Origin of the sequence: Actinosynnema sp. NPDC091369, from assembly GCF_044757065.1 — a bacterium.
Taxonomy (GTDB): Bacteria; Actinomycetota; Actinomycetes; order Mycobacteriales; family Pseudonocardiaceae; genus Actinosynnema.
Genome location: NZ_JBIVUG010000002.1, coordinates 797,008 through 810,491, shown reverse-complemented (window position 1 = coordinate 810,491; position 13,484 = coordinate 797,008). Strand labels below are relative to the sequence as shown.

General features: G+C 72.6%; 13 protein-coding genes. 5 read left to right on the top strand and 8 right to left on the bottom strand.

Features of this window, described 5'->3' with window-relative positions:
• Positions 1-61 precede the first annotated feature (61 nt).
• From ACIQMJ_RS11790 to ACIQMJ_RS11780, 3 genes are read right to left on the bottom strand one after another with little or no spacing between them, the layout of a single operon-like run.
• Complete coding sequence (locus tag ACIQMJ_RS11790; RefSeq protein ID WP_499760920.1) at positions 62-796, bottom strand: LutC/YkgG family protein; 735 nt, start codon at positions 794-796, stop codon at positions 62-64.
• Entirely contained in the window at positions 780-2,189 is a 1,410-nt protein-coding gene (locus ACIQMJ_RS11785) for a LutB/LldF family L-lactate oxidation iron-sulfur protein (protein WP_499760919.1), read from the bottom strand. The genes ACIQMJ_RS11790 and ACIQMJ_RS11785 overlap by 17 nt, the downstream gene beginning before the upstream one ends.
• Positions 2,186-2,914: a (Fe-S)-binding protein gene (locus ACIQMJ_RS11780; protein ID WP_499760918.1), complete on the bottom strand. Its 729-nt coding sequence runs from the start codon at positions 2,912-2,914 to the stop codon at positions 2,186-2,188. Before ACIQMJ_RS11780 ends, ACIQMJ_RS11785 begins: the two co-directional genes overlap by 4 nt.
• Before the next feature lie 68 nt (positions 2,915-2,982).
• Here ACIQMJ_RS11780 and ACIQMJ_RS11775 point away from each other — a divergent pair, with 68 nt between their 5' ends.
• Complete coding sequence (locus ACIQMJ_RS11775) at positions 2,983-3,675, top strand: FadR/GntR family transcriptional regulator (RefSeq protein ID WP_499760917.1); 693 nt, start codon at positions 2,983-2,985, stop codon at positions 3,673-3,675.
• 1 nt (position 3,676) lies between these two features.
• On the opposite strand, the gene ACIQMJ_RS11770 is transcribed toward ACIQMJ_RS11775, so the two are convergent.
• Positions 3,677-5,062, bottom strand: a complete 1,386-nt coding sequence (locus tag ACIQMJ_RS11770; protein ID WP_499760916.1) for a rhamnulokinase — start codon at positions 5,060-5,062, stop codon at positions 3,677-3,679.
• A gap of 115 nt (positions 5,063-5,177) precedes the next feature.
• Positions 5,178-6,842, bottom strand: a complete 1,665-nt coding sequence (locus tag ACIQMJ_RS11765) for a peroxidase family protein (RefSeq protein ID WP_499760915.1) — start codon at positions 6,840-6,842, stop codon at positions 5,178-5,180.
• A gap of 232 nt (positions 6,843-7,074) precedes the next feature.
• Here ACIQMJ_RS11765 and ACIQMJ_RS11760 point away from each other — a divergent pair, with 232 nt between their 5' ends.
• Both ACIQMJ_RS11760 and ACIQMJ_RS11755 read left to right on the top strand, forming a co-directional pair.
• Entirely contained in the window at positions 7,075-7,764 is a 690-nt protein-coding gene (locus ACIQMJ_RS11760; protein WP_499760914.1) for a class I SAM-dependent methyltransferase, read from the top strand.
• 58 nt (positions 7,765-7,822) lie between these two features.
• The gene (locus tag ACIQMJ_RS11755; RefSeq protein WP_499760913.1) at positions 7,823-8,707 is read left to right on the top strand and encodes a transglutaminase domain-containing protein; all 885 of its coding nucleotides are present in this window, start codon (positions 7,823-7,825) and stop codon (positions 8,705-8,707) included.
• On the opposite strand, the gene ACIQMJ_RS11750 is transcribed toward ACIQMJ_RS11755, so the two are convergent.
• Positions 8,704-9,594, bottom strand: coding sequence for an SDR family NAD(P)-dependent oxidoreductase (locus ACIQMJ_RS11750; RefSeq protein ID WP_499760912.1), 891 nt, complete (start codon positions 9,592-9,594; stop codon positions 8,704-8,706). The genes ACIQMJ_RS11755 and ACIQMJ_RS11750 overlap by 4 nt on opposite strands.
• A 584-nt stretch (positions 9,595-10,178) precedes the next feature.
• On the opposite strand from ACIQMJ_RS11750, the gene ACIQMJ_RS11745 reads away from it, so the two are divergent.
• Positions 10,179-11,681 carry a flavin-containing monooxygenase gene (locus ACIQMJ_RS11745; protein WP_499760911.1) on the top strand — a complete coding sequence of 501 codons (1,503 nt, stop codon included), beginning with the start codon at positions 10,179-10,181 and terminating at the stop codon, positions 11,679-11,681.
• On the opposite strand, the gene ACIQMJ_RS11740 is transcribed toward ACIQMJ_RS11745, so the two are convergent.
• Positions 11,669-12,205: a TetR/AcrR family transcriptional regulator gene (locus ACIQMJ_RS11740; protein WP_499760910.1), complete on the bottom strand. Its 537-nt coding sequence runs from the start codon at positions 12,203-12,205 to the stop codon at positions 11,669-11,671. The two genes, ACIQMJ_RS11745 and ACIQMJ_RS11740, sit on opposite strands and share 13 nt — an antisense overlap.
• A 119-nt stretch (positions 12,206-12,324) precedes the next feature.
• Between ACIQMJ_RS11740 and ACIQMJ_RS11735 the strand changes: the two genes are divergently transcribed.
• Complete coding sequence (locus ACIQMJ_RS11735) at positions 12,325-13,245, top strand: SDR family NAD(P)-dependent oxidoreductase (protein ID WP_499760909.1); 921 nt, start codon at positions 12,325-12,327, stop codon at positions 13,243-13,245.
• Here the strand turns inward: ACIQMJ_RS11735 and ACIQMJ_RS11730 are convergent.
• On the bottom strand, positions 13,220-13,468 hold the full coding sequence (locus ACIQMJ_RS11730; RefSeq protein ID WP_499760908.1) for a hypothetical protein: 249 nt from the start codon (positions 13,466-13,468) through the stop codon (positions 13,220-13,222). The two genes, ACIQMJ_RS11735 and ACIQMJ_RS11730, sit on opposite strands and share 26 nt — an antisense overlap.
• Positions 13,469-13,484 lie beyond the last annotated feature (16 nt).

Sequence of the window (13,484 nt, the reverse complement as noted above, 5' to 3'; positions counted from 1 at the left end):
CGAATCACGCGATCGTGGGCGGATCCGCCCAAAGGGTGAGAAGTCGATCACATTTTTTCCGTCAGCTACGGAGGGCGATGACGACCTCCAGGGTGCGCGGCCCGTGCACGCCTTCGACGCGTTCCAGCTCGATGTCGCTGGTCGCGGACGGTCCGCTGATCCACGTCTGGGTGCGCACACCGGCCAGCGCCGCCACCGCGTCCGGCACGCCCGCCACCACCTGGTCGGCCCGCACCACCACGAGGTGGTAGTCCGGCACGAGGGTGAGGGCCCGGGGCCCCTGGTCGGCGGCGTCGTGGTCGAGCACGATCGTCCCGGTCTCCGCGACCGCCACGTGACAGGCCGTGACCACCGCGTCGGCGGCTTCGACGATGCCGCGCAGCGCTCCGCGAGCGTCCCCGCCAAGGGGAACCCTTGATTCGATTCTACCGGCGGGGTCCGACAATTCCGGGCCCCGAGCGGCTTCGGGAGCGGCCTCGGCGTCAGACCCGGCGGTGGAGGCAGCGGCACTCCCGGAGCCGGCCCAGGTGGCGGTCCACTCGGGTGGCACGCCGGGCGCGGTCACGACGTGGCGCGCGCCCCGCTCGGCCAGGGCCGCGGCGACGGCGTCCGGCACCTCGTCGGCGGCCACCAGCCGGACCCGGGCCCGGTAGTCGCGCAGGCGTTCGGCGAACAGCTCCAGGTCACCGGGCCCCCGCGTGCCCACCGCCCGGTACTCGCGCGGCACGGGAGGCACCTCCCGCGGCCCCTTCGCCCGCCGCACCCTCGCCAGAACCTCGTCACGAGCGCTCATCACGGGACTCCCACCAGTCGCGGAACGACTCCACCGGCGGCTGCGGCAGGTCCCGCGCCGTCGACCAGCCCGGCAGCGGCACGTGCCGGCTCGCCACCCGGCCGAACCTCCCCAACCGCAGCAGCCGTCTCCACCGCCGCGCGTCCGACATCGCCCACGCCAGCGCCCGCATCGCGGTCGACTCCGGCGTGGTCCGCTTCGCCGACACCACCCGCTCCCGCAGGTGCACCAGCATCGACGGGATGTCGATCGCCACCGGGCACACGTCGTAGCAGACACCGCACAACGACGACGCGAACGGCAGCGTCGGGTTGCGGTCCACCCCGGTCAGCTGCGGCGACAGCACCGCGCCGATCGGGCCCGGGTACGTCGAGCCGTACGCGTGCCCGCCGGTGCGCTCGTACACCGGGCACGAGTTCAGGCACGCCGAGCAGCGGATGCAGCGCAACGCCGCCCGCCCGTCCGGGTCGGCGAGCGTGGCCGTCCGCCCGTTGTCCACCAGCACCACGTGGCTGGTCTGCCCCTCGGTCGGCCCGGTCCACACCGACGTGTACGGGTTCATCCGCTCACCGGTCGACGACCGCGGCAGCAGTTGCAGGAACACCTCCAGGTCCTGCCACCGCGGCACCAGCTTCTCGATGCCCACCACGCTGATCAGCGTGCGCGGCAGCGTCAGGCACATCCGGCCGTTGCCCTCGGACTCGACCACCACCAGCGACCCCGTCTCGGCCACGCCGAAGTTCGCGCCCGAGATCGCCACGTCCACCGTCATGAACTTGTGCCGCAGGTGCTCGCGCGCCGCCTCGGCCAACGCCCGCGGGTCGTCGGTCAACCCCGGGTCCACGCCCGGCATCTCGCGCCGGAAGATGTCCCGGATCTCCGTGCGGTTGCGGTGGATCGCGGGCACCAGGATGTGGCTCGACTTGTCGTGGCCCAGCTGCACGATCAGCTCGGCCAGGTCGGTCTCCACCGCGTGCACGCCGATGTCGGCCAGCGCCTCGTTCAGCCCGATCTCGACCGTGGCCATCGACTTGACCTTGATGACCTCGCGCGTGCCGGTCGCCCGCACCAGGTCGGTGACGATCCGGTTCGCCTCCTCGGCGTCCCGCGCCCAGTGCACCCGCGTGCCGCGGCTGGTCAACGCCTCCTCGAACCGGACCAGGTACTCGTCCAGGTTGGCCAGCACGTCGTCCTTGATCGCCGCGCCCGCCGCGCGCAGCTGCGCCCAGTCGGGCAGCTCGCCCACGACGTTCGCGCGCTTGGCCCGGATCGTGGTGGTGGCCTTGGCGAGGTTGCGGCGCAACTGGGCGTTGCCCAGGGCCTCGCGCGCCGCCTTGGGGAACGGCTCGCCGGTCAGGTTCCCGCCGCCGGCGGGCATGCCCAGGAACGTCGTCATCGCGTGTGCTCCAGGATCTGCGCCAGGTGCAGCGGCCGGACGCCGCTGCGCAGCCTGCTCAGGCCACCGCCGATGTGCATCAGGCACGACGAGTCGCCCGCCGTGACCACACCGGCCTTGGTGCTCAGCACCGCGCTCATCTTGTCCGCGAGCATCGCGGTGGAGGTGTCGGAGTTCTTCAGCGCGAACGTGCCGCCGAACCCGCAGCACGTCTCGGCCGACGGCAGCTCCACCAGGTCGATGCCCTCGACCGCGCGCAGCAGTCGCAACGGCCGGTCCTGCACCTTCAGCACGCGCAACGAGTGGCACGTGGGGTGGTAGGTGACGCGGTGCGGGAAGTACGCGCCCACGTCGGTGACCCGGAGGACGTCCACCAGGAACTCCGACAGCTCGTAGGTGCGCTTCGCCGTGTCCGCCGCGGCCTCGGCCAGCTTCGCGTCGCCGTGCTCGCGGGCGACGTGGGCGTGCTGGTGGCGCACCGACCCCGCGCACGACCCGGACGGCGCCACGATCACGTCGGCGTCCTCGAACGCCCGGACGTGGTTGCGGATCACCGGCAGCGCCTGGCCGGGGTAGCCGGTGTTGACGTGCATCTGGCCGCAGCACGTCTGGGCGGACGGCACGACCACCTCGTGACCGAGCCGTTCCAGCAGCCGGACGGTCGCCTTGCCGACATCCGGGAACAGGCCGTCGACCAGGCACGTGACGAACAGCGCGACTCTCACCGCGGTGAGTTTAGACTCTGTGGCCTGACCACACCAGGCTGTGGTCGGACCACAGGAGGTGGACGTCGGTGTCCGGGTACGGCGCGGTGCTGCGGCACGTCGAGGCTGAGCTGAGCGCGGGCAGGCTCGGGGTGGGGCAGCACCTGCCCGCCGAGCGCAAGCTGGCCGAGGACCTGGGCGTCAGCCGCGCCACCGTGCGCGAGGCGATCCGCGTGCTCCAGGCGATGGGCGTGGTGCGCAGCGGCGTCGGCTCGGGACCGGACGCGGGCACCACCGTCATCGCCGACCCGGCCGGCGGGCTCGGCGCGGCCCTGCGCCTGCACCTGGCCACCCGCCGGCTGCCGATGGCCGACCTCGTCGGCACCCGCGTCATGATCGAGAGCCACTCGGTGCGCGCCGCCGCGGCCCACCCCGACCACCCCGACCTGGCCCGCGCCGCCGACCTGCTGGCCCGCATGGACGCGCCGGACCTGGACGCCGACGCGTTCCACCAGCTCGACGCCGACTTCCACGTCGCCCTCACCGCCGCGGCGGGCAACGCGGTGAACACCGCGATCATGGCGGCGCTGCGCGACGCGATCCACCGCACCGTGCTGGACGCCGTGCGGGCGCTTCCGGACTGGTCGCGCACCGCCGTGCGACTGCGCCGCGAGCACAGGTCGATCCTGCGCGCCGTCCGGGCGGGCGACGGCGACCTGGCCGCCACCAGGGTCACCCGTCACGTCGAGGGCTTCCACCGCGAGTGGATCCGGCACGGCTGAGTCACCCGGGCTGGTAGTGGCGGACGTCCTCGGTGGCCGCCAGGTCGGCGCGGATGGCCTCCAGGGTGGACGGGGCGGCACCGTGGGCCCTGGCCTGGACCAGGACGTTCCCGAGGGCCGTCGCCTCCACCGGACCCGCGGTCACGCGGCGGCCCGACAGGGTCGCGGTCAGGCGGCACAGCAGGTCGTTCCGGGAACCGCCGCCCACGACGTGGATCACGTCCACCTCCCGGCCCGTCAGCTCCACGGCCTGGTCGATGGTGCGGGCGTAGGCGATGGCCAGCGAGTCCAGGACGCAGCGCACGGTCTCGGCCGGCTTGCGCAGCGGGCCGGTCGCCGCCGCCGCGATCCGCCGGGGCATGTCACCCGGCGCGATGAACGCCGGGTCGTCGACGTCCACCGTCGGCCCACCGGGCGGCAGGGCTTCCGCCCGGGCCAGCAGCGTCGGCAGGTCCTGGTCCGGCCACTCCCGCAGCGACTCCTGGAGCAGCCACAGCCCGCCCACGTTGCGCAGGAACCGGGTCCGGCCGTCCACGCCGCCCTCGTTGGTGAAGTTGACCTCCCGCGCCCGCGGCGTCAGCACGGGGCCGGGCAGCTCCACGCCCGCCAACGACCACGTCCCGCTGGACACGTAGGCGAAGCGCGACCCGTCGGCCGGCAGCGCCACGACCGCCGACGCCGTGTCGTGCGACCCGACCGACGTGACCGGCGTCGTGCTCGGCAACCCCGTCGCCGCGACCACCTCCGGCCGCAGCAGCCCGCGCACCTCGCCCGGCTCCTGCAGGGGAGGCAACGGCACGTCGGCGGTCAGCTCGGGCACCCAAGTCCGCGTCCGCACGTCCAGCAGGCCCGTGGTCGAGGCGTTCGTGACCTCCGTGCGCAGCTCGCCGGTCAGCCAGTACGCCAGCAGGTCCGGCAGCAGCACGACGTGCGCGGCCTTCTCCCACAGCGGCGACGAGCGCTCGGCCTCCAGCTGGTACAGCGTCGTGAACGGCAGGAACTGCAGGCCGTTGACCGCGTACAGCTCCTCGGGTGACACCCGCGCGTGCACCCGGTCCACCGCCTCGGCGGTCCGCCCGTCCCGGTACGCGACCGGTTCGGCGAGCAGCGCGCCGTCCTCGCCGAGCAGCCCGTAGTCCACGGCCCACGTGTCGATGCCGATCGACACCACGTCCCCGAACCCGGCCGCCAGGGCGCGCAGGCCCGTCAGCACCTCCCGGTACAGCCCGGTGAAGTCCCACCGCAGGTGGCCGTCCCGCCTCACCACGCCGTTGGGGAACCGGTGCACCACGTGCAACGCCGTCCGGCCGCCGGCCACCACCCCGGCCACGACCCGCCCACCCGAGGCGCCGATGTCGACGGCTCCGAACACCCTGGCGACGGACATGCGCGGCTCCCGCAGGCTTGAATCGTTTCAAACCTCCGCAGTGAAGCGCCTCGCGCCGGGCCGTGTCAAGGAGGAGGGCGGACCCGGTCCGTCCGGGCCGGGTCCGCCCGCCGGGTCAGTCGCCGAGCGGGTTGAGCAGGTCGGCCTTGCCCTCGAACGCGAACAGCAGCAGGTCCGCCATCCGGAACGTCTGCGCGTCCGGCCCGAACGCGGGCCGCCACGACGGCTCCCGCACGATCGACGTGCGGCTGCCCTCCATGGCGCGGTGGAACACCTCGGCCACGATGCGCCCGCCGACCGGCCCGAGCCTGCCGTCGTGGAACTCCGCCTCGCGCAGCACGTAGAGCCACAACGGGGTCGCGGCGGTCACCGCGGCCTTCTGCGCGTCGGTCAACGACTCCAGCGACGCGCCCCGGTCGCCGACCAGGATCTGCTCTTCGGTCAACGCGGGCACGCCCAGCAACTCCGCCATCTGCTGCCCACTGGCCAACCGCACCATGCCCGCCCGGGTCAGGTTGCGGAACGCCAGGTTGCGCTGGATCTGCGGGATCGTGCTGCCCCGACCGTCGAACGTGCCCGCCGGCAGCTGCGTCAACGGGTTGACCAGCAGGCTGTCCACCCGCTTGGCCACGTTGCCGCCGTCGGCGGTGGGCGGCGCCAGGTCCGGCCGGTCGGCCTCGGTGAAGTCGTACAGCCGGCGGAAGTCGGCGATCCAGTTCGTCGGCAGCGCGTCGACCGTGCCCGAGTTCGGGTTGTCCAGGTCCGGCAGCGCCGACCCCGGGTCGAAGTTGCCGGACGTGCCGGTGAAGACGAACAGCAGGAACAGCGTCGCGGCACCACCCGGACCGGCCGTGTTGAACACCCGGTTCCACTGGTACGCGCCGCGGATCATGCTGTGCCCCAACCGGTACGCCGCCACGGAGAACTCCAGCGGCATCGTCGGGTGCAGGCCGTGCGGCGTCGAACCCCTTCCCGGCGCCTCGAAGAACCGCCGACCGTTGGCGAACACGTCGTCCGCGATCGCCGGGTCCGCGATGCGCGGCAGGAAGTCGGTGCGCAGCATCCACTGGTAGTGGCGCACGACCTCCTCCCGCGCCGCGGTGAACAGCCGCCGCCCGGTCAGCCCGCGCAGCGCCAGCTCGTCCACGACCCGGTTGTGGAACCTGATGAACGCCAGGTGGTGCTGGGCGACGACCAGGTTCTCGTCGTTGCGGACGTCCGGGATCAGCGGCCGGCGACGGTCGGCCCCGGTGACGCCCGCCGCCCCGAACCTCGGCAGGTCGAACCCCTCCAACGCGACGTTGACCCGCTCGTCCGGGAACGGCGTCGGCGAGGTGGTGCCCACCTTCAGCTTCACGCCGTCCGCGGCGTAGAAGATCCGGTCGTTGCGGTCGTCCGGACCGCGCCCGTACACCGAGTCCAGGTCGAGGGCGGGCGAGCGGCCCTGCACCAGGTCGTCGAGGGTGACCTCCTCGCCGAGCTGCGCCTCGGTGCGGTCCATGGTCAGGTCGTGGTCGACGAACTGGCCCAGGTAGGTGAAGCCCGCCGGGATCGGCGGCGCCGCCGAGTCGGGCTGCGGGACGTCCGCGGTCATGGCGGTGGCGAGGGCGATCCGGGTCTCCTCGTCCCACTGCGGGCCCTCCGGACCCATCCGGGAGAAGCGGAACCGCCGCAACTCCTCGACCGTGAGCGGTTGGCGGGTCATCGCCCGACCGTCGCGGTCGAACTCGAGCACTCCCTCGCCCACGACGAAGAAGCTGTTGGTGCCGTGCTGTTTCATCGACCCCCCCAGGTCTTTTGAGCACCCGGAACGTCCGGGTGGGACGAACGCACCCCCTGTGGTCGCCCTCAACTACACATGTACCAGGACTTGTCGATCAGATGCGCGGACCAATCGGCTGGTCCGGTTGTGCTAGTCCAGGTGAGCGGACAACACGCTGGTACCGCGCTTCCTGAGAGGACCTGTGAATTCCGTTGCACCCGATCCCGTCGCACCGCTTACCGTGACCGGCATGTTCCCCGACTTCCACCGCGCGCCCAACATCGCCGACCACCCCGACCTCTACGAGCGGGAGAACGAGGCGATCGACCCCGACGGGCGGTTGTGGCGGGCACTGCGCGAGCAAGCCGACTGGGTCGGCCGCACGGTGCTGGACCTGGGTTGCGGCACGGGGTTCTGGCTCCCGCGGTACGCGGTCGACGCGGCCGAGGTGATCGGTGTGGAGCCCGATCCGGACCTGGTGGCACCGGCCGCGGCGAGGCAGCGGGGGACGGTGCGGCACGGCTCGGCCGAGCACATCCCGTTGCCCGACGCGAGCGTGGACGTCGTGCACGCCCGGTTCGCCTACTTCTTCCCTCCCGACTGCGCACCCGGCCTCGCCGAGGTGCGGCGCGTGCTGCGGCCCGGCGGCGCGCTGGTCGTGATCGACAACGACTGGCGGCACGGCGAGTTCGCCGACCTGCTCGCCGCGTCACCGTGGGCGTCCGCGCAGGGCACCGCGGAGACGACCGACGCGTGGTGGCGCGAGCGCGGTGCGACGCGGACCGAGGTGATGTCGGCCTGGCGGTGCCGTGACGCGGCGGAGCTGGAAGCCGTGCTGCGCATCGAGTTCCCCGGCGAGGTCGTGGACGGGTGGGTCCGCGCCAACCCCGGCCGGCGGGAGCTGAGCTACGGCTACGTCGTGTTCACCGTCACCGCTTGACCGTGCCCTTGGGAGAGGATCTAGACAGGGCGGAACAACCGCACCCAGGGGAGTTCACGTGATCGATTACACGACGCACAGCCGGTTCACCGACCCCGGTCCGATGGCCGCGTGGGTGGCCGGGTGGCTGGACGGCGTCGGGCCGGACCTGGCGGAGCTGCGGCGCGCGGCGTCCGGGTTGGTGTTCCACTACTGGGGCAACGGGGACATCACCTCGCACGGGTTCCCGGCGGAGCGGATGGCGGAGGCCGATTCGCGGTACGCGGCGGACATGTTCGCGCGGCTGCACGCGCTGAACCCCGCGCCGTTGGGGGAGGAGCGCGCGCTCACCGAGCGGATCGTGGGCTGCTGCCGTGACTTCACGCTGCTGTTCGTGTCGATGGCACGGCACCTCGGTGTGCCGGCGCGGTCGCGGGTCGGGTTCGCCGGGTACCTCCTGCCGGGCTGGTACCTGGACCACGTGGTGGCCGAGGTGTGGGACGGGGAGCGGTGGCGGCTGGTCGAGCCGCAGCTCGTCGAGGGTGAGGTGGATTTGCTGGACGTGCCGCGGGATCGGTTCCTGGTGGGTGCGGACGCGTGGCGGGCCTGCCGGTCGGGCGCGCTCGACGCGGACCGGTTCGTGGTGTCGCCGGAGATGACGATCCCCGGCACGCGGGGGCTGACGCAGGTGCGGCACGACCTCGTGCAGGACCTGGCGTCGTTGAACAAGCACGAGATGATCCTGTGGGACCTGTGGGGTGCGTTGAGCGACGCGCCGGAGCTGTCGTCGGCGGAGGTCGCGGCGGCGGACGAGTTGGCGGAGTCGTTGCGAGACCCCGATGCGGACGTGCGGGCTCTTTTCGACGCCGACGCTTATCGCGTGACGCCGGTGATCAGGTCGTTCGACCAGGCCACCCGGACGCCGGTGGAGGTCGTGCTGCGCCAGGCCGCCGTGCTGGGCTAGGCCGCCGTGTTGCGCGACGCGGCTTTGCGGGCGGCGTCGCGCACGGCTTCGCGGGCGGCCTGGCGGGAAGCCGGCCCGAGCCGGTTCAGCACGGCCATGTAGGACGTGGGGAAGATCCGGGCGAGGAGGTCCGGCACGATGGCCGTCCACGCGATCAACACCCGGCCCTTGCGCTTCGCCACCCCGGCCAGGATGCGTTCGGCGGCCTTGTCCGCGGGGTAGGTCAACAACCTGGCGAAGCTCTCCTTGCCCCGCGCCGCCTCGACCTCGTCCGCCCCGGCCGCCACCCGCGCCGTCTCCGCGATCCGCGTCCGGATGCCGCCGGGGTGGACGCAGGTCACGCCCACGCCGCGGTCGGCCAGCTCGTGGCGCAACGACTCGCTGAACCCGCGCAGGGCGAACTTGCAAGCCGAGTAGGCCGTCTGGCCGGGTGGCGCGATGAGCCCGAACAGGCTCGACACGGTGACCACGTGGCTGCCCGGCGCGGCCAGCAACGTCGGCAGGAACAACCGGGTCAACGCCACCGGCGCCCGGAAGTTGACGTCCATCACCCAGTCGAACTCCTCGGCGTTCACCTGGTCGAACGTCCCACCCAACGCCACCCCGGCGTTGTTCACCAGCAACGTGATCCCCGGATTCTCCTCGACCACCCGCGCCACGAGCTCGCCGAGCCCACCAACCTCCGCGAGATCCGCGACGTACGTCCGCACCCGCACCCGCCGGATCCGCCCCGCCACCGCCGCGAGCCGCTCGGCATCGCGGTCGATCAACACCAACCCACTCCCACGCCGCGCCAGCCCGTACGCCAACTGCTCCCCGATCCCACTGGCCGCCCCCGTCACCACCGCCGTGCCACCCGCGAACCGGAAACGCCCGAGCTGCGACATGCTGCCTCCTCAACCCCACGACGACACTCACCGACCACCACTGACCCCCACCAGTCTGGCCCGCCACCCACCCACCGCGCCCCTGCTTCGGCTCGGCCGGCCGGGCCGGAGTGCGGCGTTCTGGGGGAGCGTTCCTGGGTGTGGGGCGTGGGGCGGCGCGGCGTGGATACGGCGGGCCTCGTTTGGCGCGGCTCGACGTCACGCCTCACGGGACACGGGACGAGTGCCACCAGGTGCCCGGGATTCGGTCGAGCAGCCCTCAGCCGGGCCGCGGCCGGCTCACAGCCAGGCCATGTCCTGCGGACTCGCGCCCGCTCTGCGTCCTGGCGGTACGCCGAGCGGCCTGGCGGTCTGTTGGACAGCCCGATGACCGAGGGCTGTGGGACGAGGGCTGTGGAGGGGGCCGGGAGGCGGGTGGTTGGGGCGGGCTCCTCATTTCTTCAACCGACGTTTGGCGGTGAAGGTAACGGCGTTACAGAAGAGTGCCCGGTCCAGGTTCACCCGATCGGGCACGGGTGGGAGCGGCCCTGACCCAGCTTACCCCAGGTAGAGGGCATGGCGCGGGTATCCAGCACACTGGGGGCATGACCACTCCCGAGCACCTCGACGTCGTGATCGTGGGCGCCGGACTGTCCGGTGTCGGCGCGGCCTACCGGCTTCGCACCGAGTGCCCCGGCAAGTCCGTCGCGATCCTCGAAGCCCGCGACGCGATGGGCGGGACGTGGGACCTCTTCCGGTACCCGGGCATCCGGTCCGACTCCGACATGTTCACCCTCGGCTACCCGTTCAAGCCCTGGCGCGAGGCGAAGTCCATCGCCGACGGTCCGTCGATCCTGCACTACATCCGGGACACCGCCGCGCAGTTCGGCATCGACCGGCTCGTCCGCTACCGCACCAAGGTCGTCGCGGCCGACTTCTCGACCGAAACGGCGCGTTGGACGTTGACGATCGACAAGCGCGGCGACGACGGCGCGGTCACCCGGAGCACGGTCACCTGCGACTTCCTCTACTCCTGCGCCGGCTACTATGACTACGACCAGGGCCACGACCCGGTCTTCCCGGGCATCGACTCGTTCCGCGGCGAAGTGGTGCGCCCCCAGTTCTGGCCCGACGACCTCGACCACGCGGGCAAGCGGGTGGTCGTCATCGGCAGCGGGGCGACGGCGGTGACGTTGGTGCCGTCCCTGGCCGAGACCGCCGAGCACGTCACCATGCTCCAGCGGTCGCCGACGTGGATCGGGGTCGTGCCCGGTCGGGACAAGTTCGCCGACAAGGTCCGCGACCTGCTCCCGGCGGGCATCGCGCACCGGCTCATCCGCACCAAGAACATCCTGTTCGGCCTGGCCTTCTACCAGTTCTGCCGCCGCTGGCCGAAGGCCGCGCGCAAGGTGCTCACCAAGCTGTCCACCAAGGTCCTCGCCGACCCCGACACCGTCCGCGAGCACTTCACCCCGACCTACGACCCGTGGGACCAGCGGCTGTGCGCGATCCCGGACGCCGACCTGTTCCGGGCGCTCAGGGAAGGCCGGGCGTCGGTCGTCACGGACCACGTCGACACGTTCACGCCCGACGGCGTGCGGCTCAAGTCCGGCCGGGAACTGCACGCCGACGTCGTCGTCACGGCCACCGGCCTCCAGCTCCTCGCGCTCGGCGGCATCACGCCCAGCGTGGACGGGCGGCGCGTGGAGCTGTCCGAGCAGTTCATCTGGCGCGGCGCGATGATCACCGGGCTGCCGAACTTCGCCGTGTGCGTCGGCTACACGAACGCCTCCTGGACGTTGCGCGCCGACCTCACCTCACGCTTGGTGTGCCGGGTGGTCAACCACATGGACCGGCACGGTTACGCGTCGGTCGTCCCCGCGCCCGACCGCCCGCTGACCCGCCGCCCGCTGCTGGACCTCGCCTCCGGCTACATCCAGCGGGCCGTCGACGCGTTCCCGCGGCAGGGCGACCGCGGCCCCTGGCGGGTGCGGCAGAACTACGTGCTCGACGCGGTGTCGACGTTGCGCGGCGACCTGGGCCGCCAACTCGTCGGCACGTCCCGCGCGGCGGTCGCCAAGGCCCTGCCCGCGGCTCAGGGCCGGTAGCGCAGGCCGTCCAGCACCAGGTCGAGCATCCCGTCCGCCGGGCCGACGTCGGGCAGGGTGAGGGCGATGCCCGCGATGGCGGCGATCACGTGCACCGGGTCGACGTCCGGCCGGTCCATGGCCGCCAGCAGCGCGCCCATCGCCTCGGTCAGCCGTTCCTTGCTCTGCGCGTACGGGTCGCCGCCGGACGCGATCACCGCGCGCAACGCGTCACCCATGCCCTGCTTGGTGTTCATGTACTCGACGAACAGGTCCATCCACGCCCTGGTCGCCTCGTCCGGCGGCAGCGTGCGCAGCAGGTCGGGCACGGCGTCGCAGAGCTTGGCCAGCTCGGTGCGGTAGACCGCCTCAGCCAACGCCTCGCGGGTCGGGAAGTGCCGGTAGAGCGTGCCGATGCCGACGCCCGCCCGTTTGGCGATCGCCTCCAGCGTCACGTCCCCGCCCTCGGTGGTGAACGCGTCGAGCGCGACCTCGACCAAGCGGTCGCGGTTGCGCTGGGCGTCCGCGCGCAACGGGCGGGGCACGGTGCCTCCCAGGGGGTGTGACGGGGCTCTCAATGCTAAACGGAGGATCCTCCGGTTACTGTCGAACGTAACGGAGGAACCTCCGTTTCAGTGTACGACAGGGGAGACAGGGGACAGGCATGACCGAGCGCATCACCACGCCGTTCGACGCGACGTCCACCGCGGCGCAGGTCGTGGCGGGTGTCGACCTGACCGGACGCCGGGCCGTGGTCACCGGCGGCGCGTCGGGCATCGGCGTCGAGACGGCACGGGCCCTGGCGTCGGCGGGCGCCGAGGTCACGCTGGCGGTCCGCGACACCGCGGCCGGGCAGCGGGTGGCCGACGACATCGACGGCGAGGTCCGGGTCGCGCGGCTCGACCTGGCCGACCGGGCGTCCGTGGCGGCGTTCACCGCCGCGTGGGACGGCCCGCTGCACGTGCTGGTCAACAACGCGGGCGTGATGGCAACGCCGGAAACCCGCACGCCGGAGGGCTGGGAACTCCAGTTCGCCACCAACCACCTGGGCCACTTCGCGCTGGCCAGGGGCCTGCACCGGTTCCTGGCCGTCGAGGGCGCGCGGGTGGTGGCGGTCAGCTCCAGCGCGCACCTCATGTCGCCGGTGGTCTTCGAGGACATCCACTACACCGAGCGGCCCTACGACCCGTGGACGGCTTACGGCCAGTCCAAGACCGCGAACGTGCTGTTCGCGGTGGGGGCGGCCAAGCGGTGGGCGGCCGACGGCATCACGGTGAACGCCCTGATGCCCGGCGGGATCAGGACCAACCTCCAGCGGCACGTCGAGAGCGCGGAGATGGAGGCCCTGATGAGCCGCGCGGTGGCCGACGGCTTCACGCTCAAGACGCCGGAGCAGGGCGCGGCCACGTCGGTGCTGCTGGCCGCGTCGCCGCTGCTGGAGGGCGTCACCGGCCGGTACTTCGAGGATTGCGGTGAGGCCCCGCGCAACGAGGGTGGCGTGATCAGCGGGGTCGCGGACCACGCCCTGGACCCGGCGGCGGCCGAGCGGCTGTGGGAGGTCACCGAGGAGACCCTGGCCCGCTGAGCCGGGACACCACCAGGTCGACCACGGGGCGACGGGCCGCCACGAGCGGGGCCGGCAGCTCCCGCGCCGCCGGGTCCACGTCGAGCGGCGACTCTTCCCAGGCGACCCGGTCGCCGACCGGCCACGGGTCGTCGCGCAGGTCGAGGTAGGCGCGTCGCGCACGGCGGCTGGAACGCGATCCCGGCCCGCACCACGTCGTCCGGCCGGCCGACGTCCGGCTCACCCGCCACGAACCGGCA